At 45.0% G+C, this 22,644-nt stretch carries 23 protein-coding genes and 1 pseudogene; 15 read left to right on the top strand and 9 right to left on the bottom strand.

The genetic code is table 11. From position 1 onward, the window contains the following. Positions 1-71: 71 nt before the first annotated feature. The 7 genes and pseudogenes from N4310_RS01755 to leuS form a co-directional block, all read left to right on the top strand. Positions 72-662: pseudogene (locus N4310_RS01755) on the top strand (aminotransferase class III-fold pyridoxal phosphate-dependent enzyme); the annotation flags it as partial. 32 nt (positions 663-694) lie between these two features. After that, a complete protein-coding gene (locus tag N4310_RS01750; protein WP_262091849.1) occupies positions 695-817 on the top strand; it encodes a hypothetical protein in 123 nt (40 codons plus the stop codon). Positions 818-885: 68 nt separating this feature from the next. Further along, positions 886-1,026, top strand: a complete 141-nt coding sequence (locus tag N4310_RS01745; RefSeq protein WP_262091848.1) for a hypothetical protein — start codon at positions 886-888, stop codon at positions 1,024-1,026. Between the two features lie 10 nt (positions 1,027-1,036). After that, on the top strand, positions 1,037-1,171 hold the full coding sequence (locus N4310_RS01740) for a hypothetical protein (RefSeq protein ID WP_262091847.1): 135 nt from the start codon (positions 1,037-1,039) through the stop codon (positions 1,169-1,171). A gap of 647 nt (positions 1,172-1,818) precedes the next feature. Then, complete coding sequence (locus N4310_RS01735) at positions 1,819-2,457, top strand: ABC transporter ATP-binding protein (protein WP_262091846.1); 639 nt, start codon at positions 1,819-1,821, stop codon at positions 2,455-2,457. Further along, positions 2,454-3,218, top strand: coding sequence for an ABC transporter permease (locus tag N4310_RS01730; RefSeq protein ID WP_160333204.1), 765 nt, complete (start codon positions 2,454-2,456; stop codon positions 3,216-3,218). The genes N4310_RS01735 and N4310_RS01730 overlap by 4 nt, the downstream gene beginning before the upstream one ends. Positions 3,219-3,472: 254 nt before the next feature. After that, positions 3,473-5,974 carry a leucine--tRNA ligase gene (gene leuS / locus N4310_RS01725; protein WP_262091845.1) on the top strand — a complete coding sequence of 834 codons (2,502 nt, stop codon included), beginning with the start codon at positions 3,473-3,475 and terminating at the stop codon, positions 5,972-5,974. Positions 5,975-6,021: 47 nt separating this feature from the next. On the opposite strand, the gene N4310_RS01720 is transcribed toward leuS, so the two are convergent. Together N4310_RS01720 and N4310_RS01715 are read right to left on the bottom strand one after the other, a co-directional pair. Further along, on the bottom strand, positions 6,022-6,720 hold the full coding sequence (locus N4310_RS01720) for a hypothetical protein (RefSeq protein WP_262091844.1): 699 nt from the start codon (positions 6,718-6,720) through the stop codon (positions 6,022-6,024). Continuing rightward, a complete protein-coding gene (locus tag N4310_RS01715; RefSeq protein WP_262091843.1) occupies positions 6,704-7,600 on the bottom strand; it encodes an ATP-binding cassette domain-containing protein in 897 nt (298 codons plus the stop codon). The genes N4310_RS01720 and N4310_RS01715 overlap by 17 nt, the downstream gene beginning before the upstream one ends. A gap of 322 nt (positions 7,601-7,922) precedes the next feature. On the opposite strand from N4310_RS01715, the gene N4310_RS01710 reads away from it, so the two are divergent. Then, entirely contained in the window at positions 7,923-8,801 is an 879-nt protein-coding gene (locus tag N4310_RS01710) for an Rgg/GadR/MutR family transcriptional regulator (protein WP_262091842.1), read from the top strand. 138 nt (positions 8,802-8,939) lie between these two features. After that, complete coding sequence (locus tag N4310_RS01705; RefSeq protein ID WP_262091841.1) at positions 8,940-9,221, top strand: hypothetical protein; 282 nt, start codon at positions 8,940-8,942, stop codon at positions 9,219-9,221. A 97-nt stretch (positions 9,222-9,318) separates the two neighbouring features. Here N4310_RS01705 and N4310_RS01700 read toward each other — a convergent pair whose 3' ends face one another. Next, positions 9,319-10,545, bottom strand: coding sequence for an MFS transporter (locus tag N4310_RS01700; protein ID WP_262091840.1), 1,227 nt, complete (start codon positions 10,543-10,545; stop codon positions 9,319-9,321). A 203-nt stretch (positions 10,546-10,748) separates the two neighbouring features. Between N4310_RS01700 and glmS the strand changes: the two genes are divergently transcribed. The 3 genes from glmS (at position 10,749) to nrdI (ending at position 13,711) form a co-directional block, all read left to right on the top strand. Beyond that, entirely contained in the window at positions 10,749-12,566 is a 1,818-nt protein-coding gene (gene glmS, locus N4310_RS01695) for a glutamine--fructose-6-phosphate transaminase (isomerizing) (protein WP_262091839.1), read from the top strand. A gap of 138 nt (positions 12,567-12,704) precedes the next feature. Continuing rightward, positions 12,705-13,244, top strand: coding sequence for an ABC transporter permease (locus tag N4310_RS01690; RefSeq protein ID WP_262091838.1), 540 nt, complete (start codon positions 12,705-12,707; stop codon positions 13,242-13,244). Continuing rightward, the gene (gene nrdI / locus N4310_RS01685) at positions 13,244-13,711 is read left to right on the top strand and encodes a class Ib ribonucleoside-diphosphate reductase assembly flavoprotein NrdI (protein ID WP_262091837.1); all 468 of its coding nucleotides are present in this window, start codon (positions 13,244-13,246) and stop codon (positions 13,709-13,711) included. Before N4310_RS01690 ends, nrdI begins: the two co-directional genes overlap by 1 nt. Positions 13,712-13,774: 63 nt before the next feature. On the opposite strand, the gene gorA is transcribed toward nrdI, so the two are convergent. From gorA to pbp2a, 5 genes are all read right to left on the bottom strand, one after another. Continuing rightward, a complete protein-coding gene (gene gorA, locus N4310_RS01680; RefSeq protein WP_262091836.1) occupies positions 13,775-15,124 on the bottom strand; it encodes a glutathione-disulfide reductase in 1,350 nt (449 codons plus the stop codon). A 100-nt stretch (positions 15,125-15,224) separates the two neighbouring features. Continuing rightward, positions 15,225-15,764: a transcription termination/antitermination protein NusG gene (gene nusG / locus N4310_RS01675; RefSeq protein WP_160332851.1), complete on the bottom strand. Its 540-nt coding sequence runs from the start codon at positions 15,762-15,764 to the stop codon at positions 15,225-15,227. A gap of 97 nt (positions 15,765-15,861) precedes the next feature. Then, positions 15,862-16,041 carry a preprotein translocase subunit SecE gene (gene secE, locus N4310_RS01670; RefSeq protein WP_160332852.1) on the bottom strand — a complete coding sequence of 60 codons (180 nt, stop codon included), beginning with the start codon at positions 16,039-16,041 and terminating at the stop codon, positions 15,862-15,864. Between the two features lie 9 nt (positions 16,042-16,050). Further along, on the bottom strand, positions 16,051-16,203 hold the full coding sequence (rpmG, locus tag N4310_RS01665) for a 50S ribosomal protein L33 (protein WP_160332853.1): 153 nt from the start codon (positions 16,201-16,203) through the stop codon (positions 16,051-16,053). Positions 16,204-16,279: 76 nt separating this feature from the next. After that, positions 16,280-18,520: a penicillin-binding protein PBP2A gene (gene pbp2a, locus N4310_RS01660; protein ID WP_262091835.1), complete on the bottom strand. Its 2,241-nt coding sequence runs from the start codon at positions 18,518-18,520 to the stop codon at positions 16,280-16,282. 101 nt (positions 18,521-18,621) lie between these two features. Here pbp2a and N4310_RS01655 point away from each other — a divergent pair, with 101 nt between their 5' ends. Both N4310_RS01655 and N4310_RS01650 read left to right on the top strand, forming a co-directional pair. After that, positions 18,622-19,497, top strand: coding sequence for an RluA family pseudouridine synthase (locus tag N4310_RS01655; RefSeq protein WP_262091834.1), 876 nt, complete (start codon positions 18,622-18,624; stop codon positions 19,495-19,497). 76 nt (positions 19,498-19,573) lie between these two features. Continuing rightward, on the top strand, positions 19,574-20,923 hold the full coding sequence (locus N4310_RS01650) for a glucose-6-phosphate isomerase (protein ID WP_160332856.1): 1,350 nt from the start codon (positions 19,574-19,576) through the stop codon (positions 20,921-20,923). Between the two features lie 167 nt (positions 20,924-21,090). On the opposite strand, the gene N4310_RS01645 is transcribed toward N4310_RS01650, so the two are convergent. Beyond that, positions 21,091-21,333 carry a hypothetical protein gene (locus tag N4310_RS01645; RefSeq protein WP_262091833.1) on the bottom strand — a complete coding sequence of 81 codons (243 nt, stop codon included), beginning with the start codon at positions 21,331-21,333 and terminating at the stop codon, positions 21,091-21,093. A 209-nt stretch (positions 21,334-21,542) separates the two neighbouring features. On the opposite strand from N4310_RS01645, the gene N4310_RS01640 reads away from it, so the two are divergent. Next, entirely contained in the window at positions 21,543-22,238 is a 696-nt protein-coding gene (locus N4310_RS01640) for a thioredoxin domain-containing protein (RefSeq protein ID WP_262091832.1), read from the top strand. Positions 22,239-22,644 lie beyond the last annotated feature (406 nt).

The following is a 22,644-nucleotide window of genomic DNA, read 5'->3' as shown; positions in this document are numbered from 1 at the left end:
TTGGTTTACGAATGAATTTGATTGCTGGTATTATCAATTTTGAAGGATAGTTAACGTTTCGCAGGAAGTCTAATAAATTATTGAAGCTACTGAGAGAGAATCAGGTGATTACGGTTTTCGATGAAGTGGCAACTGGATTTTTCAAAACAGGCTTACCCTTCTTTTTCAACCATCTATCAGAAGTTCCAGATTTAATTTGCTTGAGTAAGGCTATTAATAATGGGATCACTCCCTTTGGTTGTGTTTGTGTTGCGGAAGAATTGGATTATCGACTGCAGAAATCAACTAGTATTAAAGAGCATTTTTCAACTCAAAATGGGAATTTATTGGGAATGGTTTCGGCAGAAGTTACTTTAGACTATTACCTAAAGGAAAAATCTTCGCTTGAAAATCGTGTTACATGGATTTCGGAAACTCTTCGGAATATTTTCGATGCACAAGGTGTAATCTATCGCAATATTGGAGCAATGATTTCTGTTCGAACGATTCCAGGTTATGCAGCCCAGTTGGTAAAGGAATTGGAGAAGTTGGGTATTCTTGTATATCTTTATGCCAATAATGGTGAGGAAGGTTTATCGATTATGCCACCGCTCACTATTAATGAAGTCAGTCTTGAAAAAGCATTGACCATGATTGGTAAAAAGGTAGTGAAGTATCAATAAGAACAGATACTTTATTGAAAGGGGGTGAGGAAATGGAAAAAGAATTGATCAAATTTGAGGAAGTGGATTCTAAGGAGTTCAATGGTTGGAATGAAATTGGTGCTGCTTTTGTAGCTGGTGTATTCGCTGGTGCAGCAGTTATGCTTATTACATAAATGAGAACAGAAAAGTCTCTCAGCTATTAGGATAGATCTGATAAATATTGTTGTGAAGGAGTGGTATTATGGAATTTATTGATAATATGAAACAGGACCTTCTTTTTGAAGAAATTGACTCATCTGAATTAAATGGAAATGGTAGAGATTTTGTTGACGGTTTTATAGCTGGTTTGACTATTGTAGGTTTAGGTGTTACTTTAACTTAAGAGGGAATTTATGAAAGCGTTAGATAATTATATGAATGAACTAGTCTTTGAAGAAATCGTAACAGACGAATTTTACGGTGACGGATGGTATCTTGCTGGAGTTGCATCTGGTATCGTAGTCGGAGGATTGATTGTATTGACTTAGTCTAAAGGGGATCTCTAAAAACCCCAGTTTTTCTTCAAATTGAATCACTCAAATCTTGATAAATCAACATTTAGATTTTCAGAAATTTAGTTTTTAGAGGTGCCCTAAAATTTGTTATTCTAAGTTAGCATCACGAGTATCTTTATGAAAAAGGAAGTCATCTAGATAAAAAAATTCTGGATGACTTTGTTTTTAAAAACGAGGTTATGTCTTATACTAGAGTTGTGCTATAATAAAATTAGAAAAAACGGAGGTCTAGTCATGAAAAATACTCAGCCGAATAATCAGGAATTAAAGCGAATTTTTCTACTCATTATTGTGTGTGTTTCATTAGCCTTTTCCATGATGGAGAGTCGTCCTGTAGTATCCATTATGTTTATGGGATTTATTTCACTACTGGCTCTAAAGGGTCTGGTCAGTTTAAAGGACAAATAAAGCTCCTTTGTCAAACCTTGTTCCTCATCAATAGGGGCAAGGTTTTTGCTTGTGCTTAGAGTTAGAGATGCTGAGAGGTGGGAGTAGCCCTTGAAAATTCACACCTTCTTTAAACTGTTTGACTTTTATGATCTTTATCTAAGTGGTTGACAGGAGGGCTGGGAAAGAATATAATTAGAATTGTTCTAAATAAAGATAGAGGAGTGGTGGCTATGGCAGTGTTTACGGTGGAGTCCTTGGGCTTTTCAGATAAAGGGCAGGCGATTTTGCAAGCGATTGATTTTTCGGTTCAAGAGGGAGAGCGGTTGACCTTGGTTGGACCCTCTGGGAGCGGGAAGAGTAGTATCTTGAAGCTTTTGGGAGGGTTGATTTCTCCGAGTCAGGGGCAGATTCTGTATCAGGGCAGTAATCTGGCTGACTTGGACATGCCGCTCTATCGTCAGGAGGTATCCTATTGCTTCCAGCAGCCGGTTTTGTTTGGCAAGACGGTCGAGGATAATTTGGCCTTCCCCTTCCAGGTGCGGCAGCTAGCCTTTGATCGCCAGCGGGCGGTCCAAGCTTTGCGGAGGGTCAACCTTTCTGAAGCTTTTTTAAACAAGAACATTACGGATTTGTCCGGTGGGGAAAAACAAAGGGTGGCTTTGATTCGAAACTTACTATTTGAGCCAAAGGTCTTACTGCTGGACGAAATAACAGTTGGGTTAGATGCGACGACCAAAGAGGTCGTGCATGGTCTGATTGGTGACTACCACGCATCTGGGAAAACGATCATTGAAGTGACCCACGACGCTGCAGAAATTGCGGCGGCCGAGAAAGTACTGCAAGTTGAGGGAGGAAGGTTAGTTCTATGACAAATGTATCGGTTGATAATCTATCGCTAGTTTTGATTTTTACCCTGGTTTTGGTAGCCATGGGGATTAGTCAGAAGGAAAAGCTGGGGCTGACCAAGGATATTGCCATGGCTGTGCTGCGGACAGTTGTGCAATTGATTCTGGTGGGCTATGTCCTCCAGTTTATCTTCCAGGTTTCCAATGTCTTTTTGAGCCTGGCTATGGTCTTGGTGATTCTCTACAATGCTAGTAGCCAGGCCAATAAGCGCAATCCCAATCCTAACAAGAAACAACTCCATCCCTTCTTGGCGCTCTTGGTCTCCACCGGTCTGACCTTGGGGATTCTGGTGGCTTCTGGGGCGATTCAATTTATCCCGTCGCAAGTAATTCCGATTTCGGGGATGTTGGCCAGCAATGCCATGGCCGCTGTTGGGCTGTCCTACCGGTCCATGCACCGTTTGTTTACAGATAACCGCCAGCAGGTGCTGGAAAAATTAAGTCTCGGGGCGTCTGTGAAACTGGCTTCCCAGGACATTTTACGAGAGAGCATCCGGACGGGGATGCAGCCAACCATTGATTCGGCGAAAACAGTTGGGCTGGTCAGTCTGCCTGGAATGATGTCAGGTCTAATCTTCGCGGGGGTCGATCCGGTACATGCGATTCGCTACCAGATTATGGTGATGTTTATGTTGCTGTCGGCCACCAGTCTCGCGGCAGTGATTGCCTCCTACTTTGCTTATCGGACCTACTTCACCAGCAAGGCCCAGTTGGATTTTGAATAGTTTCCTGTTGGTGACTTCGAGAAGCACCTTACTTCCGCGAACGATTTTGCATTCAAGCGAGGCGGCGAGACCCAGGCATAAGAAAAGCTTAGGCAAGGCCTGGCTAACGTCGGGTGAAGAAAAATAGAAAGACTGGATTCCTGGCATAAGGGATCCAGTCTTTCTTTTGGTCAGGAAACTGGCTGGAATCGCTTGGCTGTCCTGCTTTTTTCATGGTATAATGGGATTAATTTATTGTTAAAGTGAGGCAGATGATGAGCTTTTATAATCATAAAGAAATTGAGTCCAAATGGCAGCAATTCTGGGCTGAAAATGAAACCTTTAAAACAGGAACAGATGCGGATAAACCCAAGTTTTATGCCTTGGATATGTTCCCGTATCCGTCTGGTGCTGGTTTACACGTTGGTCACCCAGAGGGCTATACAGCGACAGATATTTTGAGCCGCTACAAGCGGGCCCAGGGCTACAATGTCCTTCATCCGATGGGCTGGGATGCTTTCGGTCTTCCAGCGGAGCAGTATGCCATGGACACAGGGAATGACCCAGCGGAGTTTACGGCGGAGAATATCGCTAACTTTAAACGCCAGATCAATGCCCTTGGTTTTTCTTATGACTGGGATCGGGAAGTCAACACAACAGACCCTAACTACTACAAGTGGACCCAGTGGATCTTCACCAAGCTCTTTGAAAAAGGCTTGGCCTATGAGGCTGAAGTGCCGGTAAACTGGGTCGAAGAGCTTGGAACTGCGATTGCCAACGAGGAAGTGCTTCCGGATGGAACTTCTGAGCGGGGGGGTTATCCAGTGGTGCGCAAGCCGATGCGTCAGTGGATGTTGAAGATTACCGCTTATGCTGACCGTCTCTTGGAAGACTTGGAGGACCTGGATTGGCCAGAGTCCATCAAGGATATGCAGCGGAACTGGATTGGCAAGTCGTCTGGGGCGACGGTTCATTTCAAGATCAAGGGGCATGAGGAAGGCTTCTCTGTGTTCACAACGCGTGTGGACACCCTGTTTGGGGCTTCTTATGCAGTCTTGGCGCCAGAGCATCCGCTAGTGGATGTGATTACCAGTCCCGAGCAGGCTGAGGCTGTAGCAGACTACAAGCGTCAGGCCAGCCTCAAGTCAGATTTGGCGCGGACCGATTTGGCCAAGGAGAAGACGGGTGCCTTCACCGGTGCTTATGCCATCAATCCAGCCAACGGCAAGGAGATTCCAATCTGGATCGCGGATTATGTTTTGGCTAGCTACGGAACCGGTGCTGTGATGGCCGTTCCAGCTCATGATGCGCGTGACTGGGAATTTGCCCAGGTTTACGACCTACCGATCATCCCGGTGATTGAAGGTGGCGATGTGGAGCAGGCCGTTTATACCGAAGATGGTCCGCATATTCATTCGGAATTTTTGGATGGTTTAAATACAAAAGAAGCTAAGGCGAAGATGACGGCTTGGCTAGAAGAAAAGGGGATGGGGGAAGAAACCATCACCTACCGGCTTCGTGACTGGCTCTTTAGTCGCCAACGTTATTGGGGAGAACCAATCCCGATCATCCATTGGGAAGACGGTACTTCCACAGCAGTCCCAGAAGACCAACTTCCGCTTGTCTTACCAAAAACCACAGATATTAAACCATCCGGAACCGGCGAAAGCCCACTAGCCAACTTGACAGACTGGCTTGAAGTGACCCGCGAAGATGGTGTCAAAGGTCGCCGGGAAACCAATACCATGCCCCAGTGGGCTGGTTCCAGCTGGTATTACCTCCGCTACATCGATCCCCACAATACTGAGAAATTAGCCGATGAGGAGTTACTCAAGCTGTGGTTGCCAGTCGATATCTATATCGGGGGAGCTGAGCATGCCGTTTTACACCTGCTCTATGCCCGCTTCTGGCACAAGTTCCTTTATGACCTCGGCGTGGTCCCAACCAAGGAGCCTTTCCAAAAACTCTTCAACCAGGGTATGATCTTGGGAACCAGCTACCGCGATGGCCGAGGGGCTTTGGTCGCAAGCGACAAGGTCGAAAAACGAGATGGCACCTTCATCCATTGTGAGACAGGTGAGACATTGGAGCAAACACCGGCTAAAATGTCCAAATCGCTGAAAAATGTGGTCAATCCGGACGATGTTGTGGATCAATTCGGAGCGGATACCCTACGGGTCTACGAGATGTTTATGGGACCACTGGACGCTTCCATTGCCTGGAGTGAGGAAGGTCTGGAAGGCAGTCGGAAATTCTTGGACCGGGTTTACCGCCTCATCACCAGCAAGGAACTAAGCACTGACAATGACGGCCAGCTAGATAAGGTCTACCACGAAACCGTCAAGGCTGTAACCGAGCAGATTGAAGACTACAAATTCAACACCGCCATCGCCCAACTGATGATCTTTGTCAACGCCGCCAACAAGGCCGACAAACTCTACATCGACTATGCCAAAGGCTTTATCCAACTTCTAGCGCCATTTGCCCCACACTTGGCCGAAGAGCTTTGGCAAACCCTTACCGCCTCTGGCCAGTCCATTAGCTATGTGCCCTGGCCAAGCCATGACGAGGCTTTCCTCGTCGAAGACGAAGTCGAAATTGTTGTCCAAGTTAAAGGTAAGGTCCGTGCCAAACTTATGGTTCCTAAAGACCTCTCCAAAGAGGACCTCCAAGCAACAGTCCTGGCTCATGAAAAAGTTCAGGCCGAAATTGCCGATAAAGAGATCCTCAAAGTTATTGCCGTACCGAATAAATTGGTCAATATTGTTGTGAAATAAGGAAAAATCCTCCGAAAATAAAATCGGAGGATTTTTTTGAGTCCACTCTACTTGAATTCCTGTCTTTGGAAAAGTCGATAGAGGAGGTAGAGGAGAATAACGGTGTAGACCATTAGTATGAGGAAAAAGTCTGGACTTAGCAGATAGTCGGCTTGAGAGGCTAGGAAAAGTGTCATCCAGCTAGGAAGTTCCAAGTGGAGAACTTGGTTTACGACCAAGCGGAAGAGACTGTCCCAAAAGATACTGAGGATAACAAAGGTTAGGCCAGCTTGTCCGGGTTTGGGAAAGAGCAGGTAGAGGCTGATAAAGAAGAGACTGATACAACCATAGATGGCTAGCTGTTGTCCCATAATCACCAAAAGAGTACCTATACCTAAAGCTCCACCGAGACTAGTTCGAAAAAGCGCGAAGAAAAGATAAGCTAAGACTAGGAGAAGACTGTTGGTAATGAGAATTGCGAGAACCTTATAGACGAACAGTTTCAAGCGATTACCGAGCTGGATAATTGGATAGTTGATTGTTCGTTGCTGTAGGTCATCTCCGAGAAAGAAATTACCAGCGGCTAGAAAGAAGAGCGGGAAGAGTTGTCCCATCATTTGGACGAAGGAGATACTAGATTCTGCTTCAGGTTCCCCTTTAAGAAAAGCTGTAGTTAGAAAGCAGAGGGCTGCGAGAATAGCTAGAGGGAGTAAAAAGCGTTTTTCTCGGCGAATACGATAGAGATCTGCCTTAAGATAGTTGAGCATGTGGAGTTCCTCCATGAATGAGTGTTAGGTAGTAGTCTTCTAATGAATGGCGTTGATGGAAGGCTGCTTCAATGACTAAACCTTCTGCCAAAATTTCTTGTAAGAGAGGCATGAGTGGGGTTGCTTCAGGTAAGAAAAAGCGTGTTCCTTCTTGGTGGAAAGATAGTTCTAACCTGTTTAATAGAGCAGCGACTTCTTGGATTTGTTGAGACTCTAAGCAAAGAGATCCTGCAACCTGGGCTTCCAGCTCTTCCTTTGTAATTTGCCGCACCAATTTTCCTTGGTGCATAATCAGATAGCGATCAACGACCATTTCCAATTCGGACAAGATGTGGCTGGAGATGAGGATGGTCATCCCTGCCTGTTCGCGAAGATTATGGATAATACTGCGCATTTCTCGAATACCAGCCGGATCGAGCCCATTAATCGGCTCATCCAAAATTAGAAAATCAGGCTGGTGGAGAATCGACAGACCAATAGCCAGACGTTGGCGCATCCCTAGGGAAAAATCTTTACTCTTCTTACGCGAATCCACTTGGTCTAATCCAATTAAGGCTAAGACCGTTGCAATTCTCTTTTCTAAGTTGGAAATGCCTAACTGGAGTCCCAGATAGCGGAGATTGTCCTGGGCACTCAGATGAAGTTGGAGAGCAGGGGATTCGATCAGAGCACCAGTTTTTAAACCTGGTTGTACCTGAATCTCTCCCTGATCCCGTCGGATGAGTCCGGTGAGCAAACGAAGCAAGGTGGTTTTTCCAGCTCCATTTTCCCCAACCAAGCCACAAATCTCCCCTTTTTGTAAGTTAAAGGAAACTTGGTCAACGGCTATATGCTCCTTGTAAGATTTATGAATATTATGGACTTTAAAAAAATCAGACATGAGGGGTCCTTTCTTTTGGTTTGATGATGTGTAAAAATAGGATTACCAAGCAATTATATCATTGCTCAAAAGAAATTAAAAGAGGGAATGTTTACCACTCAATGATTTGTTCGATACCTGTTGAGTCGACAGGAGATCTGGTGATTTCATATTGGAATAAGGATTTAGCTATGCTAATTATTGCTAAAATATATATTAGCGCTAATAAGTTTAGAATTTTTTTCATAATTTACCTCGTGAAATATTTTTACTCTATATGTATATGATATACTTTTATAAATAAAACTTAGGAATATTGCATATGAGTAAGGAGGAGGAAGCGATGGAAACTTATGGAAAAGTTTTTAAAATATTGCGGGAGTCCAAGAACATGTCTTTGGCTGAGGTCGCCGGGGATTATGTATCAACAGCTCAATTGTCTCGTTTTGAAAATGGAAAGAGCCGTCTATCTGTAGATCTTTTCTTTGCCTGTTTAAAGAACATGGATATTTTGCAAGGAGAATTTTCTACGTTTTATAATATTTATTATCAGCAAGAAGATATTCGTACTTCTATTCGTTTATATACTGAAATGAACAATCGAAATACTTATTTTATAAAACAAGAATTATCGACATCAATGAAGGAATATGATAGAACAGGTAAGAAATCGACTAGAGTTTTAGCTGCAGTATTGCATGTATTTTTGGGTAAGTGTGATAAAGGTTATCAAGTTCCTGCTATAGAGATAGAGGTGATTACAGATTATTTATTCTCAATAGATGAATGGTGTTTTTATGAGTTATGGATTTTAGGTGCTTGTTATAAAGTGTTAAGTGTTCAAACTTTAGAAGTTTTTATACAGGAGATAGTAGCGCGAACTCAGTTTTATATGGGAATAGAAGTAAACCGTAAAAAAGTATATCGAATACTTCTAAATATTCTAGGTTATTTATTAGACATTGGCGAAGAGCGACGGGCGAGTAAGTTGATTCGGTTGGTCCAATCTTTAAACATTTTAGAAAATGATGTTTTTGAACGTCTGCAACTAAAATTTTGTCGAGCTCATTTAGCCTACTTGCAAGGAGATAAGGCTGCTTTAGATACGATGAAAGAGTGTCAGCGATTTGCGGAATTTTTGGATTGTTATTATTTGTCAGAAGCTATCTCTGAGACAATTCAGGGGTTGGAGAAGGGTAAGGACTCTGTTGGCGGTTGTTAAAGTAAAGGCATTTTCTGAATTTATGGAGTGTTTTCATGTAAGGGAATCGGATAAAATGTGGAAAAATCTGGAAAGCCGTGTGAAAATTTGATGATATATCCTTATTATAGATAATTATATTGGTGTAAGGAGATGATCATGAAAAAAGTCTTATTGCTTTTGGTATTAGTCGGTCTGGTTGTTGGTGGCTGGATCTTGGTGCAGTCGAATTCGGCTGCTTCTAAAGGAAGTAGTTCATTCCAATTGTTCGGTACAGTCAATTTGAATGAAGGAAATCAGGATCAGGATGAGCTAGAGAGCTCTGATGAGGAGGACAGTTCCGAAGAGGAAGATGGCTTTGGGAATTTTATTGAGAATCATAAAACTCCTTGGTCTAAGAAGGTTGTCATTGAAGATAGCTTGCAGGAGCAGTCAAAGTGAGACCAGAGTTTTGGGTTTTAGCTAAAAAGCAGAGACTAGATTTGATCTGGTCTCTGCTTTTGTGTATCTTGGTTGAAAATCGAGTGTTTTTCTAGAATTAATCTTTGAGTTTTTGTCTATTTTGCAGTAGAAAGACGTTTAGGCCGATGGCTAGGGCTAGGAATAGGAAGAGAATCCAGGAGAGTGGTAAGCTTAAAAGTAATCCTGAAAATAATAGCTGACTGACAAGGATGGTGGCTTGCAATAAAGTTGAGATACTAGAGCTGAGGAAGCCCAGCTGTTCAATGGGAAGGTGGCTCATGAAATAGGCAGATACCTTGGGCTGGATACAGCCCATGAGAATTCCCATAAAAAATATACAGAGGATCACTAGGAAGGGAAGCTGGCTTAGAAAGCTTAAAAAGAGCAGTGGAGCCAAGAGGCAAATAGCCTGGATGATGTGAAGGAGGGAAAGGTTTTTAAAGAGGGTGGAAATGAGGATATTTCCCAAGATGGAACTAACCCCTAAGATAATGGAGACACCAGCAACAGTGGAAGCCGCTGACAAGATGGCGAAGTCAGGTTTGGAGGCAATTGTGGCCAGAATTAGAGGAATTAAAATGGAGAATATGCCATTGATGCTGGCTAAAATACTCAGCAAAGGAATCATTTTAGGAGTTTGCTTCATTTGCTGAAGGACTTCTTTTATAGAAGAGATAAGTCCCTGTTTTTCTTCGGAGTGAGTAACAGGAATAGTGGCCCTTTTTAATAAATGAGGGCGGAGATATAAGGTGAGGAGAGCTGCTAGTAAAAAGGTAGTGGCATTTAGAAAGGCGAGTTGACTATAACTAATCCAACTGATGAGAGCTGCTCCGATGAATTGAAAAACAATGGAGCTACTAGCCTCGATCCCTTGTGTGGTGGCAAGGAGGGGCTCTCTTTCCTCTGGAGGGAGGAGTTGTACTTTAAGGGGGAGGAACAGGCTATTTTCAAATTTACCAGCTAAATCAGAAAAGAAGTTGGTGCCTACTAGGGCGAGGACTAAAATGAGGGCTGGCTCAAACTGGAGTAGGAAACCAGCTAGTAGGTAGAGGGCGAAGCGACTGATTTGGCTATAGAGAATCCAGTCTACCTTTTTTTCTTTTTGGTCAGCCCAGTAGCCCATGAGGATGCTAAAGAGAATTAGCAAAGATTCAGAGATGCTGACGAGTGCGATTGCTGGTTCCTTCTGAGGAACCAGCAATACATAGTTCATGAGTGCGAGACTGTAGACAGTATCTCCGAAGTTCGAGAGCATATCTGTAAAAAAAGTAGCAAAATAGAGTTTGTGTTTTTTCAGATTCATAGATAGACCTCCTATTTTAAGATATTGTACACCAAAATACAGGGAGGTTTTTAGTTGTTTCATATAAGTAAACTTATCTTTTTTGATTTGCTCTCCTATACCAATTGCTGACTCTTGACAAAGAGGGGTGAAAAAACTATAATTTTGTCAGTTAATTCACAAAAATCGAATTAGACTATACCAATTTTTGGAGGAAGACAAGTATGTGTGGAATTGTTGGTGTTGTGGGAAATCCCAATGCAACCGATATTCTTTTACAAGGACTAGAAAAACTTGAGTATCGTGGTTATGATTCAGCTGGTATTTATGTTTCAAATGGTGCTGAATCTGGTCGCTTGGTCAAAGCCAATGGTCGGATTGCCGATTTAGAAGCTAAGGTGGGTGATCAGCTGGCTGGTTTTGCAGGGATTGGTCATACCCGTTGGGCAACGCATGGGAAGCCGAGTGAACTGAATGCTCACCCTCATCAATCGGAATCTGGCCGTTTGGTCATGGTTCACAACGGGGTGATTGAGAACTATGCTGAGATTCGTGCTACTTATTTGGAGAACCACCACTTCCAAGGTCAGACCGACACTGAGATTGCGGTTCACCTTGTGGGACACTTTGTGGAAGCTGAAAGTTTGAGCGTGTTGGAGGCCTTCAAGAAAGCCCTTAACATTATTGAAGGATCCTATGCCTTTGCCTTGATGGATACTGAGAATCCAGAAGTGCTCTATGTTGCCAAGAACAAATCCCCACTTTTGATCGGTTTGGGCGACGGCTACAATTTGGTTGGCTCAGATGCCATGGCCATGATTCGCGAAACCAGTGATTTTAAAGAAATTCACGATAAGGAATTGGTGATTGTGGAAAAAGACCAAGTCACTATCATGGATTATGCAGGCAACACGGTTGAGCGTGATAGCTATACTGCTGAGTTGGACTTGTCCGATATTGGTAAGGGCACCTACCCTTACTATATGTTGAAAGAAATCGATGAGCAACCAACCGTGATGCGGAAACTCATCTCCACTTATGCGGATGCGGATGGCCAGATGCAGGTGGATCCAGCGATTGTACAAGCGGTGCAGGGAGCAGACCGCCTCTACATCATTGCAGCGGGTACGTCCTACAATGCTGGGTTTGCGTCTAAGAAAATGTTGGAAGAGTTGACAGAACGGCCTGTCGAGTTGGGAATTGCCTCAGAGTGGGGCTATGAGATGCCACTCTTGAGCCAGAAACCACTCTTTATCTTCCTAACGCAATCAGGGGAAACGGCTGACAGCCGTCAGGTTTTGGTTAAAGCGAATGAGATGGGAATTCCAAGTTTGACGGTGACCAATGTACCAGGTTCAACCCTCTCCCGTGAAGCGACTTATACTCTCCTCCTCCATGCAGGACCAGAGATTGCCGTTGCTTCAACCAAGGCCTACACGGCGCAGATCGCAGCCCTTGCCTTTTTAGCAAAAGCAGTTGGCGAAGCCAATGGGAATGCTAAGGCAGAAGCCTTTGATTTGGTGCATGAGTTGTCCTTGGTGGCTCAGTCGATTGAGGCGAGTTTGTCAGAGAAGGATCTCGTTGACAGCAAGGTTCGCAAGCTTTTGGAAACAACTCGCAACGCCTTCTATATTGGACGCGGTCAGGATTACTATGTGGCCATGGAGGCCAGCTTGAAGCTGAAAGAGATTTCCTATATTCAATGTGAAGGTTTTGCGGCGGGTGAATTGAAACACGGAACGATTTCCTTGATTGAGGACGGTGTTCCAGTGATTGCCCTCTTGTCTGCCAATGAGAAGGTAGCGGCTCACACTCGTGGAAACATTGCTGAAGTGCAGGCGCGTGGTGCCCATGTCTTGACTATTGTTGAAGAAGGGGTAGCGCGTGAGGATGACGATATTGTTGTCAACCAAGTCCATCCTTACCTTTCCAGCATTGCTATGGTGATTCCAACCCAGTTGATTGCTTACTTTGCAACCCTTCATCGTGGTTTGGATGTGGATAAGCCACGGAACTTAGCTAAATCTGTAACAGTTGAATAGCCTCGAACCTCTCCTTTGGGAGAGGTTTTTTTCTGGTTCATCCAATACTTGTAGGAGATATCGATTTTTCCTTGACATTTTTAGGAGATAGGACTATCCTAATAGTACAACATTTCGACTTACTATAAGGAGGCGTTTATGAAAAAGAAACCTGTATTTTTATATGTTTTATTGGGATTCTCAACCTTAGGGGTATTGATGAGTATCTATGGTTATGTTCAAATACCAAATCTGATTAAAACTTGGAATGAAATTTTAAAGGATGAAGCGATTCTCCAACAAATAGGCGGGGTGGATACTGTTAAACTTCAACTGGCTACTTTTGAGTGGGCAAGGAGCCTGCCATCGCTTTCAATGACTGTGTTGACGACCGTTCTTTTTGCTATCTCTGTTTTCTTCCTGTTTGTCAAAAAGGATGTTGTCAAGTCTACCTATACTTATTTAGCTATGCGATTAGCTGTTTTTGTAAGTTGGATGGTTTCGGTTTTGGTTTCGAATCGAATGGCTCAATCAATCGTTAAGAATAAAGAAGCTCTCGAGGGAGTTTTGGGTGCGAACAAAATGACCGTTATTGGTTATGCGGTTCTGACGATTCTTTTTTCTGCGATTGCCTATTACTGCTTGCGCCGTTACCAAAAGGCTGTGGAAGAAGAAGTTCTTGATGCAGAGGTGCTCTAATGCAAGAGATGACCTTTGTTTATATAAGCCTTAGTGGAAATACCGAAAGTTTTGTCAGCCGCCTGCAGACTTATTTACTGATTCAAAATCCCAGTCTGACCATTCATTTGATTGATATCAAGAGTTTGGTCAAGGAAGAGCAGGACTTTTTCTTCTTGAACAAGCCCTATGTGACCTTTGTGCCAACCTATCTAGAAGGTGGAAATGGGATTGATAACGGAGACGTGGAAATCTTAACAACGGATGTTCGCGACTTTATGGCTTATGGGGAAAATTCCTTTTACTGTTTGGGTGTCGTTGGCAGTGGTAATCGTAACTTTAATCACCAGTATTGCCTGACTGCTCAACAATACAGCCAACAATTTTCAATCCCTGTATTAGACACTTTTGAAATGCGTGGCATGCAAAACGATGTCGAGCGCATCGCCCACAAAATTTTGGAAGCTTACGCAGCAATCCATGAATAGCAAAATCACCCTGTTTCTCGTTCCAAAGGAGGAGAAACAGGGTGATTTTTTAGGCTTCAAAAATTACCGCATGGTAACAAATTCTTCTGAACCAGTTGGGTGGATAGCGACGGTTGCATCGAAGTCCGCCTTGGTGGCCCCCATCTTGATGGCGACAGCGAAGCCTTGGATCATTTCGTCGACGCCGTAGCCGATTCCGTGGAGTCCGATGACCTTCTCTTCTGGTCCTTGGGTTACCAGCATGAGTTTCATGGGCTGCCGGTGCTCGGTAACAGCGGTGTACATGGAGGTAAAGGTAGAAGTGTAGGTTTTAACTTGGTTAGCTCCAAATTCTTGAATAGCTGCCTTTTCGGTATAGCCGACGGTTCCGATGGCCGGGTGGGCGAAGATAACCGTTGGGATGGTGCTATAGTCCATCTTGGCCTGGCTTTGGCCGTTGAAGAGGCGTTCGGCCAGGGTCCGTCCAGCCTTGATAGCCACAGGGGTCAATTCTTTTTCGCCAGTTACATCCCCAAGGGCGTAGATTTGAGGGGTACTGGTGTTTTGATAGGCATCCACCTTGATGAAGCCACGTTCGGTGACTTCGACACCGGCAGCTTGGAGGTTGAGGCTTTCGGTGTTTGGTTGCCGGCCGATGGCCCACAAGACGGTTTGGCTGCTATGGCTGCTACCGTCTTGGAAGTGGAGTTGGACGCCTTCGTCCACTTTTTCAGCCTGGCTGACTACTTTATGGGTGTGGAGCTGGATGCCACTTGCCTTCATTTCTGCTAACAAACCTTCTAAGATATAGTCGTCAAGGTAGCGAAGGGGCGCGTCTTGGCGAACAAAGAGGTCAACTTTGACCCCAAGGCTGTTGAGCAGGCCAGCCATTTCCACGGCGATATAGCCAGCTCCGACAATGGCGATGGATTCTGGTAATTCCTCCCAGGCAAAGACATCGTCGGAGACGATGCCCAATTCCTTGCCAGGAATGTCCGGGATGCTAGGCTTAGCACCTGTTGCAATGACAATATGCTTGGCCCGTACTAGTTCTCCATTCACTTCAACAGTATGGGCGTCGACAAAGCGGGCATAGCCTTCAATGACTTCCACGCCATTGCGGTCAAACTGGCCTCCATAGGAATTGCGGGCCCGTTCAATATAGGCTTCACGATTTTTGCGAAGGGTCGCAAAGTCAAAGCTGACTTCAGAAGCATGAAAGCCATAAGCCGCCCCGTATTTTCCATAGACATCAGCGATAGAGGCCCCATACCACATAATTTTCTTGGGCACACAGCCTAGATTGACACAGGTTCCACCCAAGAGGTTGCCCTCAATCACAGCCGCCTTGGCCCCATGCAGGGCTGCCCGATTCATTGTTGCAATACCACCAGATCCTCCTCCGATGGCGAGAATATCAAATTCTTTTACCATTTAGTTAGTCTCCTTTACTCTCATTTTACAATTTTTACTGAAGATTTTCTTGAATTTACTATGAAAAAAGGCTTTGCCGTCCGGCAAAGCCAAAAGGAGCTTACAACTCCGCGATTTGGGTAATGTCGACTTCCGCAAGGGTGTCGTTCCCGAACATGGTGATCATCATTTTCACCTTGTTGTTGTCAATTTCCGTAATTTTACCAGTGTAGTCAGTGAAGGCACCGTCAATAATCCGGACAGTATCCCCTTCCTTGAAGTCGAGGTTCAAATCTTCAACTGTTTGTCCCATAGACACCAGGATGGCACGGATTTCCTCTTCCAAGAGCGGGGTTGGTTTGGAACGGTTTCCGTGAGAACCCACGAAGCCGGTAACGTTTGGCGTATTCCGAACGACAAACCAAGCCTCGTCGGTCATAACCATTTCAACCAGCACATAACCTGGGAAGCGGTTTTCTTCTACTTCTTTCTTTTTCCCATTCTTTTCAACTTGAACGGTTTGAGTCGGAATCTCAACACGAAGAATATTCTCTAACATATTATAGGTCTGTGCACGTTGGAGGAGATTCTCCTTGACCTTATTTTCATAACCTGAGTAGGTTTGTAGGACAAACCACCCCTTGTCAAAACTATCTAGCATGAGCCTTCCTTTCCTATATAAAAAAGCCCGAGGGCTTGGTGTTTTCTTCTCAATTATAGCAAAAAAACTCCCCAGACGGGGGAGTTTTTCGAGATTCTTATTGGAAAAAATCCAACAAGAGGTTAAAGACCCTTGATACAGCCTGGTCAAATAGGAAGATGACGAGGATGAAAAAGGCAGAGTATTGTAGGACGGACCAGAAGTCAGTCCAGCGTTGTTTTCGATTGGGCCAAGCGGTATCCCGCAAGATCCGGAATGTATCGAGGACAAATCGCATGGGTATCTCCTAACGTGTTTCTTTATGAGTGGTATATTTGCTGCAATGTTTGCAGAATTTATTAACTTCTAGCCGCCTTGGTTTGGGGTTGCTACTGAGTTTAATCGAGTAGTTCCGTGAACCGCAAACGGTGCAGGCTAAACTTGCTTTTTTTAGTGCCATGATGCCTCCAATAGTCCTATTATAGCAAGATTTGCTGTTCTTGCCAAGTTCTCGCGTTGGGTAAAATCCAGGTCTTTTATTGGAAAAGTCCGGTGAAGCTATCCCAGAGGTTTTTGGCTTTTTCTGGGAGTTGGGCGCTGTTGAGGGCTTCCTTGGCTTGGTCGACCATAGTTTGGGCCTGGTTTTGAACATCGTTGAGGAAGCTGTTGAGGCTGTCCTTGTTGGTATTTTCATCCTGGTCATAGATATTGACAGGGGCGATGCCATTGGCTGCATAAGCATTTTCCACAGAGAAGCTGCTGCCCTCGGTGTAGGGAAGGACGCTGCTGGCCATGCTTTGGAAGATGGTTGCAGCTTCGGTCGAGGAGGTTCCAGTTAGGTAGTGTTCCTGATCGGTTTCCGGGAAGCCGAGCCACTGGCTGATGACCACATCTGGGGTATAGCCGATCACCCACTGGTCACTGGAGACATCGGGGTTAAAGTCGGTTTCCATGGTTCCGGTTTTACCGGCCATGGTATAGCCTGCGGGTGCGGCGTAGATTCCGGTTCCGTTGGTAAAGGTTCCCAGCATCATCTGGTTCATCTTATTGGCGTCGGAAGCGGACATGACCCGTTTAGAAGTGGATTTATGGGTTTTGATAATTTGCCCACTAGCGTTTTCGATCTTGGTAATCAAATGGGCATCTCGCATGACCCCTCCATTGGCGAAGGCTCCATAAGCCTGAGCCATTTGTAAGGGATTGGTCTCAAAACCACTACCTAAGGCCATACCGAGTGTTGGAGTGTCATTGGTCAATTTGAGGCCGAATTTCTTGGCGCTGTCGACCCCTTTCTCAACTCCGAGTTCGTCCAAGGTAGCAACGGCAGGGATATTGAGGGAGTCGGCCAGGGCCTCATACATAGGAACAGTTGGGTTTGTAGTCATCCCAGCATAGTTATCAATGTTGTAGTCTCCGTAGGTTTTCTTGCTGTTGTTGAGTTCGGTGTTGATGGACCAACCAGCTGCCAGAGCCGGTGTATAGGAGACAATGGGTTTGATGGTTGAGCCGGGGCTCCGTTTGGACTGGGTCGCATAGTTGAAGCTCCGGAATTCAGGGTTTTCATCGGAGTTAACACGCCCCACCAGTCCCCGGACACCGCCGGTTTGCGGGTCCAGGGCGACGCTACCAGACTGGGCGTGGCTGCCATCTGCGGCTTGTGGGAAGAGGGCTTCATTGTCATAGATGAGCTGCATATTGGCCTGGTAGTTTTGATCCAGCTCCGTGTAGATGCGGTAACCGTTATTGACAATGTCCTCTTCAGAGAGACCATAGACCCGCTCGGCTTCCGAAATGAGGGCATCGAAATAAGAAGGGTAGCGGTAGTCGTCCGTCTTACCGGCATAGGTATCGGACAGCTGCCCGGCCATGTCGACGGTTGCTGCCTGGTCTGCCTCCGCTTGGCTGATATAGCCTGCATTGACCATGTTTTGCAAGACCGTATTTCGACGGTTGCTGGCATTTTCGAGCGACGAGAGGGGGTTGTAGAGCTCCGGTCCCTTGAGCATCCCGGCCAAGGTTGCCGCCTGATCCAGGCTCAACTCACTGGCTGATACTCCGAAGTACTTCTGACTGGCATCCTCAATACCCCAAATACCGTTACCGTAGTAGGCATTGTTGAGGTACATGGTGAGGATTTCTTCTTTAGAGTAGGTTTTGGTTAATTCTAAAGCCAAGAAGAACTCTTTGGCCTTCCGCTGGATGGTCTGGTCCTGGGACAAAAAGGCGTTTTTAGCCAACTGTTGGGTAATGGTTGAACCACCCCCGCTTCTGCCGGCCGTGACAATGGCTAAGGCAAAGCGGCCGTAGTTGATCCCGCTATTCTCGTAGAAGGAGCGATCCTCGGTTGCGACAACGGCATTTTGGAGGTTGGCGCTAATGGCGGGTAGTTCGATATAAGTTCCCTTCCGGCCGGTCAGGCTCCCTGCTTCATCATCGTTGCGGTCATAAATAATGGTTGTGGCCTTGAGGGCATTTTGCAGGTCATCGACATTGGCCGACTTGGCCAAGTAGAAGAGCCAGCCCCCAACTAGCAAGCTAAAGGATAGGAAGAGGATCAAGAGGATTTTGGTCAAATGGTAACGCCGCCAAAAGCGGCGAAAGGCGGGCCAAAAACCAGCTTTTTTCTTACTTTCTGAACGGCTATTAGGGCTGGTCTCGTCTGCTAGAGACCAGTCATCCGAGGCCTGCTCTTCGGGGGGCAGCCCGGTTTCTTCTGGATTTTCTGTGGCCTTAAAGAGCTGTAAAAACTGCTCAAAGGCGGATTTTAGTCTATTCATAGGGCTATTGTATCAATTTCTCCACAGGGGAACAAGAAAATGCCTTATTTCCCGCCTTGTTTTCAGTTTTTCTTAAGCTTTCTTTCTGTTACAATGAGGGTATGAAGATTTCTATCACTATCCCTGCCGTCTGGGCAGGCTTGAGCATAAAAGAGGTTTTAGAAGAAGCCCTGTTGATTCCACGTAAAATCCGTCATTTTCTAAGGATGGAGAAGGCCTTGTCCTTGGATGGGCGGCCGGTTCACTGGCAGAGTCTGGTAGCTGAGGGGCAGGTCTTGGTCTTGGAATTTAAGGAGGACTGGTATGAGTCCCGCCTGGTTCAAGCGGGGCAGGCAGATCAGGTCGAGGTGGTTTATGAGGACCAACATCTGATTGTTGTTAACAAGCCCGAAGGTATGAAAACCCATGGCAATCAACCCGGAGAAATGGCCTGTCTCAACCATGTTGTGGCCCACACAGGGCAAACCTGCTATGTGGTCCACCGGCTGGATCAGGAGACCAGTGGTCTTTTGCTGTTTGCCAAGAATCCAGTGGTTCTGCCCCTACTAAACCGGCTTCTGGAGAAGCGAGCCATCAAGCGGGAGTATTGGGCTTTGGTTGAGGGGAGGTTTGCAGCTAAGGAGCAAGCTTACCGTGATCCCATTGGCCGCGACCGCCATGACCGCCGCAAACGGCGAGTCGATCCTCGAGGGGGACGGTCGGCTCAGACGACGGTCAAGCGGCTCAAGTTGGGAGCGGATGCGACCTTGGTGGCCTGTCAGTTGGCCACGGGTCGGACCCATCAAATCCGGGTTCATTTGTCCCATCATGGTTATCCCCTAGTGGGAGACCCCTTGTACCATCCGCAGCCGGAAGGGCGACTGATGCTCCACGCGCATCGTCTGAGTTTGGTTCATCCCTTGACCCAAGAACCTCTGGTCCTGCGAGCTACATCGCCCAGTTTTGAAGCAGGTATAACGTTTGCACTAACTAGCTAATTTCTCGGAAGTTTCTTGCTTTTTTTTCTATAAAAGAGTAAGATAAGGGAGATAAAAAATGGGAGGAAGCACGAATATGGCACATATTCAATTTGATTACTCAAAAGTGCTGGATAAGTTTGTAGCACCACATGAAGTGGACTACATGCAGGCACAGGTTTCAGCTGCTGATGAACTTCTACGCAAGGGAACAGGAGCTGGGAGCGACTTTACAGGTTGGTTGGACCTGCCTGAGAATTACGACAAGGAAGAGTTTGCACGAATCCTTGAAGCAGCTGAGAAGATTAAATCAGACAGTGATGTTTTGGTTGTCATCGGGATTGGTGGATCTTATCTAGGTGCTAAGGCAGCGATTGATTTCCTCAACAACCACTTTGTAAACTTGCAAAGCAAGGAAGAGCGCAAGGCTCCACAAATTCTTTATGCTGGAAATTCAATTTCCTCCACTTATTTGGCCGACTTGGTTGAATACGTAGAAGATAAGGATTTCTCTGTTAACGTGATCTCTAAGTCTGGTACAACGACTGAACCAGCGATTGCCTTCCGCGTCTTCAAGGAATTGTTGATCAAAAAATATGGTCAAGAAGAAGCCAACCGTCGGATTTATGCAACAACTGACCGTGAAAAAGGAGCGGTGAAGGTTGAAGCAGATGCTAACAACTGGCAAACCTTTGTGGTTCCAGATGATGTTGGTGGCCGTTTCTCTGTCTTGACAGCCGTTGGTTTGTTGCCAATCGCTGCTTCCGGAGCAGACATCCAAGCTCTGATGGACGGAGCCAATGCAGCTCGGATGGACTATCAATCTGATCAGTTGAGCGAAAACCAGGCTTACCAATATGCAGCAGTCCGCAACATTCTCTACCGCAAAGGTTATGCGACTGAAATCTTGGTCAACTATGAACCATCTCTTCAATATTTCAGTGAGTGGTGGAAACAGTTGGCAGGAGAGTCTGAAGGAAAGGACCAAAAAGGTATTTACCCAACATCGGCTAACTTCTCAACAGACTTGCACTCGCTTGGACAATTCATCCAAGAAGGCGCACGCATCCTGTTTGAAACCGTTATTCGTGTGGACAAACCACGTAAGAACGTGCTCATCCCTGAATTTGACGAGGACCTCGATGGCCTTGGCTACATTCAAGGAAAAGACGTTGACTTTGTCAATAAAAAAGCGACAGACGGAGTGCTCTTGGCACATACAGATGGAGATGTTCCAAACATGTTTGTGACCCTTCCAGAACAAGATGCCTTCACTCTAGGCTATGTGATTTACTTCTTCGAATTGGCGATTGCCATCTCTGGTTACTTGAATGGTATCAACCCATTTGACCAACCAGGAGTAGAAGCCTATAAGAAAAATATGTTTGCCCTACTTGGCAAACCAGGCTTTGAGGACCTATCTGCGGAACTCAATGCCCGCCTATAATCAGCGAAAAAGAGGTTGGACGGAGGTCCAACCTCTTTTTTGAGCTCTTTGTTAGGATGGTGGATATGTTTTGCTCAGGAATCGGCTTTACTGACCTATTCCGAACTCATTGAAGCAAGGGTGGTTATAGTTTGTATAACTGATTTAATCGTTCTAGTTCTGAACGATTAAGACAGACCTCTACTCCAGTAATGTTTTTTTTCCTGATGCATAAGCCCACAAGAAAAAACGATTCCTTCTTTTCCCAAAATATTCATCAACAGAGTCAAGGTTTCCAGCATATGATTTTCGATCCCAATAAAAGCATGGTAGTCATTTTTGTTAAAACTTATAAACTCAGCAGGAGCACAGGAATCGCCAAGGTGAAAATGAAGCGACTTTAAAAAATAATCAAAAAATATATCTTCCATGAGCGAAACCATTTTTATTTATATAAAGAATCTGATATAATTATATAAAAAACACAGGAGAAGAGCTATGGAAAAACGTATTCCTAATCACTTTTCGAACTCTGTCATTGCCTGCAGTGAGGTTCATCAAGGAGGCTAGCCAATGTCAGATTTTGAAAGTAAATGAGTGTCAGTCCCCATGATTTTAGCTATGTGTAGGAGGAAGAGCGATGATGGATGTTATTTTTATTTCACCTCTAGGTTGGAGTCGGCATGTCTGGGATAAGGTCATCACTGATGAACGATTTGGCCATAAATCTTATGAGGTGATTGAATTTTTGAATACCTCCTTTGAAGAGATTTCGGTAGCTTCTATTGAGAAAACCATTAATAATTTTCTAGGGAAGTTGGCTCCAGATGGTCTTGTGATTACTGCTTCCTATGGGACGGCTGCCCTGACTGCTTTTTTGAAAAAGCAGGCGGTTAGTTTGGAGCGTCTACTTGTGATCGATGGCCTGGATAGGCTTCCATCAGCTGAGGAATTAGCAGCGATGTTTGTTTCTGTTGAGGATAAAACCTATCAGGCTGTCGCAGACTACTATGAGGATATGCTATCGGCTGATGAGCGAGATGATGGGGAATTGTTGGCGATCTTAGCTGCTAATTTGATAAAGCGAGACGGAGCTTATTTCCCGAGTCTTGACATCAAAGGTACGAAGGCCTATCTCTCCCTTTATGCTGATTTGGATGTTGCGAAAGAGTTTGGTGCTATTTTGGGTCAGATTAAAAACTTGGCTGTCTTTTCTAGTAGGTCAGTCAACTTCCCTCATATTCCAATTAGAGAGGAAGATCACCTATTGATGTTAAAAGACCCCCAGCAGGTATTCGAAAAGATCTCTGGGGTATCGGAAGGGCCAGCTAAATAGGACGTCCGCACTCTCAAAATCCTACAGATAGTTTCGTATCTGCAACGCTTCTGCAAAAGAATAAAGATTTTTCAAAAAATTTTCATTATTTTTAGAGTGATAGAATAGAGGATAAAGTTTTTGAAAATTGTTTAAAACTTAGAATGATTCTTGATAACTATTCAATAATAGATCCTAGAATTGCTCCCGTTAAAGCGAAAAAAGACTGTTGCAGAAAGGGGACGTTTGTTCGAGGGAGGCTTATTTTTGTTATACTGCTTCTGTGAATATTTTTCACAGAATATTGAATGACTAAGAAAGGGAGACAGTCTTGTTTTCACCCTTCTTATTTTATTAGACTTCCTGCGAAACGTTAACTATCCTTCAAAATTGATAATACCAGCAATCAAATTCATTCGTAAACCAA

Origin of the sequence: Streptococcus danieliae (assembly GCF_025447695.1) — a bacterium.
In the GTDB taxonomy this organism is placed as follows: domain Bacteria; phylum Bacillota; class Bacilli; order Lactobacillales; family Streptococcaceae; genus Streptococcus; species Streptococcus danieliae.
The sequence above is the reverse complement of the archived record's forward strand: the minus strand, read 5'-3'. Positions and strand labels throughout refer to the sequence as shown.

Coding starts and splice junctions, on each gene's coding strand:
- gorA (WP_262091836.1), bottom strand. CDS start 15,124: ATGGTAAAAGAATTTGATATTCTCGCCATCGGAGGAGGATCTGGTGGT.
- glmS (WP_262091839.1), top strand. CDS start 10,749: ATGTGTGGAATTGTTGGTGTTGTGGGAAATCCCAATGCAACCGATATT.
- N4310_RS01705 (WP_262091841.1), top strand. CDS start 8,940: ATGAAAAAAGTCTTATTGCTTTTGGTATTAGTCGGTCTGGTTGTTGGT.
- N4310_RS01650 (WP_160332856.1), top strand. CDS start 19,574: ATGGCACATATTCAATTTGATTACTCAAAAGTGCTGGATAAGTTTGTA.
- secE (WP_160332852.1), bottom strand. CDS start 16,041: ATGCGATTTGTCCTCGATACATTCCGGATCTTGCGGGATACCGCTTGG.
- pbp2a (WP_262091835.1), bottom strand. CDS start 18,520: ATGAATAGACTAAAATCCGCCTTTGAGCAGTTTTTACAGCTCTTTAAG.
- N4310_RS01750 (WP_262091849.1), top strand. CDS start 695: ATGGAAAAAGAATTGATCAAATTTGAGGAAGTGGATTCTAAGGAGTTC.
- N4310_RS01745 (WP_262091848.1), top strand. CDS start 886: ATGGAATTTATTGATAATATGAAACAGGACCTTCTTTTTGAAGAAATT.
- nusG (WP_160332851.1), bottom strand. CDS start 15,764: ATGCTAGATAGTTTTGACAAGGGGTGGTTTGTCCTACAAACCTACTCA.
- N4310_RS01715 (WP_262091843.1), bottom strand. CDS start 7,600: ATGTCTGATTTTTTTAAAGTCCATAATATTCATAAATCTTACAAGGAG.
- N4310_RS01645 (WP_262091833.1), bottom strand. CDS start 21,333: ATGGAAGATATATTTTTTGATTATTTTTTAAAGTCGCTTCATTTTCAC.
- leuS (WP_262091845.1), top strand. CDS start 3,473: ATGAGCTTTTATAATCATAAAGAAATTGAGTCCAAATGGCAGCAATTC.
- N4310_RS01690 (WP_262091838.1), top strand. CDS start 12,705: ATGAAAAAGAAACCTGTATTTTTATATGTTTTATTGGGATTCTCAACC.
- N4310_RS01710 (WP_262091842.1), top strand. CDS start 7,923: ATGGAAACTTATGGAAAAGTTTTTAAAATATTGCGGGAGTCCAAGAAC.
- N4310_RS01655 (WP_262091834.1), top strand. CDS start 18,622: ATGAAGATTTCTATCACTATCCCTGCCGTCTGGGCAGGCTTGAGCATA.
- N4310_RS01730 (WP_160333204.1), top strand. CDS start 2,454: ATGACAAATGTATCGGTTGATAATCTATCGCTAGTTTTGATTTTTACC.
- N4310_RS01640 (WP_262091832.1), top strand. CDS start 21,543: ATGATGGATGTTATTTTTATTTCACCTCTAGGTTGGAGTCGGCATGTC.
- N4310_RS01740 (WP_262091847.1), top strand. CDS start 1,037: ATGAAAGCGTTAGATAATTATATGAATGAACTAGTCTTTGAAGAAATC.
- N4310_RS01720 (WP_262091844.1), bottom strand. CDS start 6,720: ATGCTCAACTATCTTAAGGCAGATCTCTATCGTATTCGCCGAGAAAAA.
- N4310_RS01735 (WP_262091846.1), top strand. CDS start 1,819: ATGGCAGTGTTTACGGTGGAGTCCTTGGGCTTTTCAGATAAAGGGCAG.
- nrdI (WP_262091837.1), top strand. CDS start 13,244: ATGCAAGAGATGACCTTTGTTTATATAAGCCTTAGTGGAAATACCGAA.
- rpmG (WP_160332853.1), bottom strand. CDS start 16,203: ATGGCACTAAAAAAAGCAAGTTTAGCCTGCACCGTTTGCGGTTCACGG.
- N4310_RS01700 (WP_262091840.1), bottom strand. CDS start 10,545: ATGAATCTGAAAAAACACAAACTCTATTTTGCTACTTTTTTTACAGAT.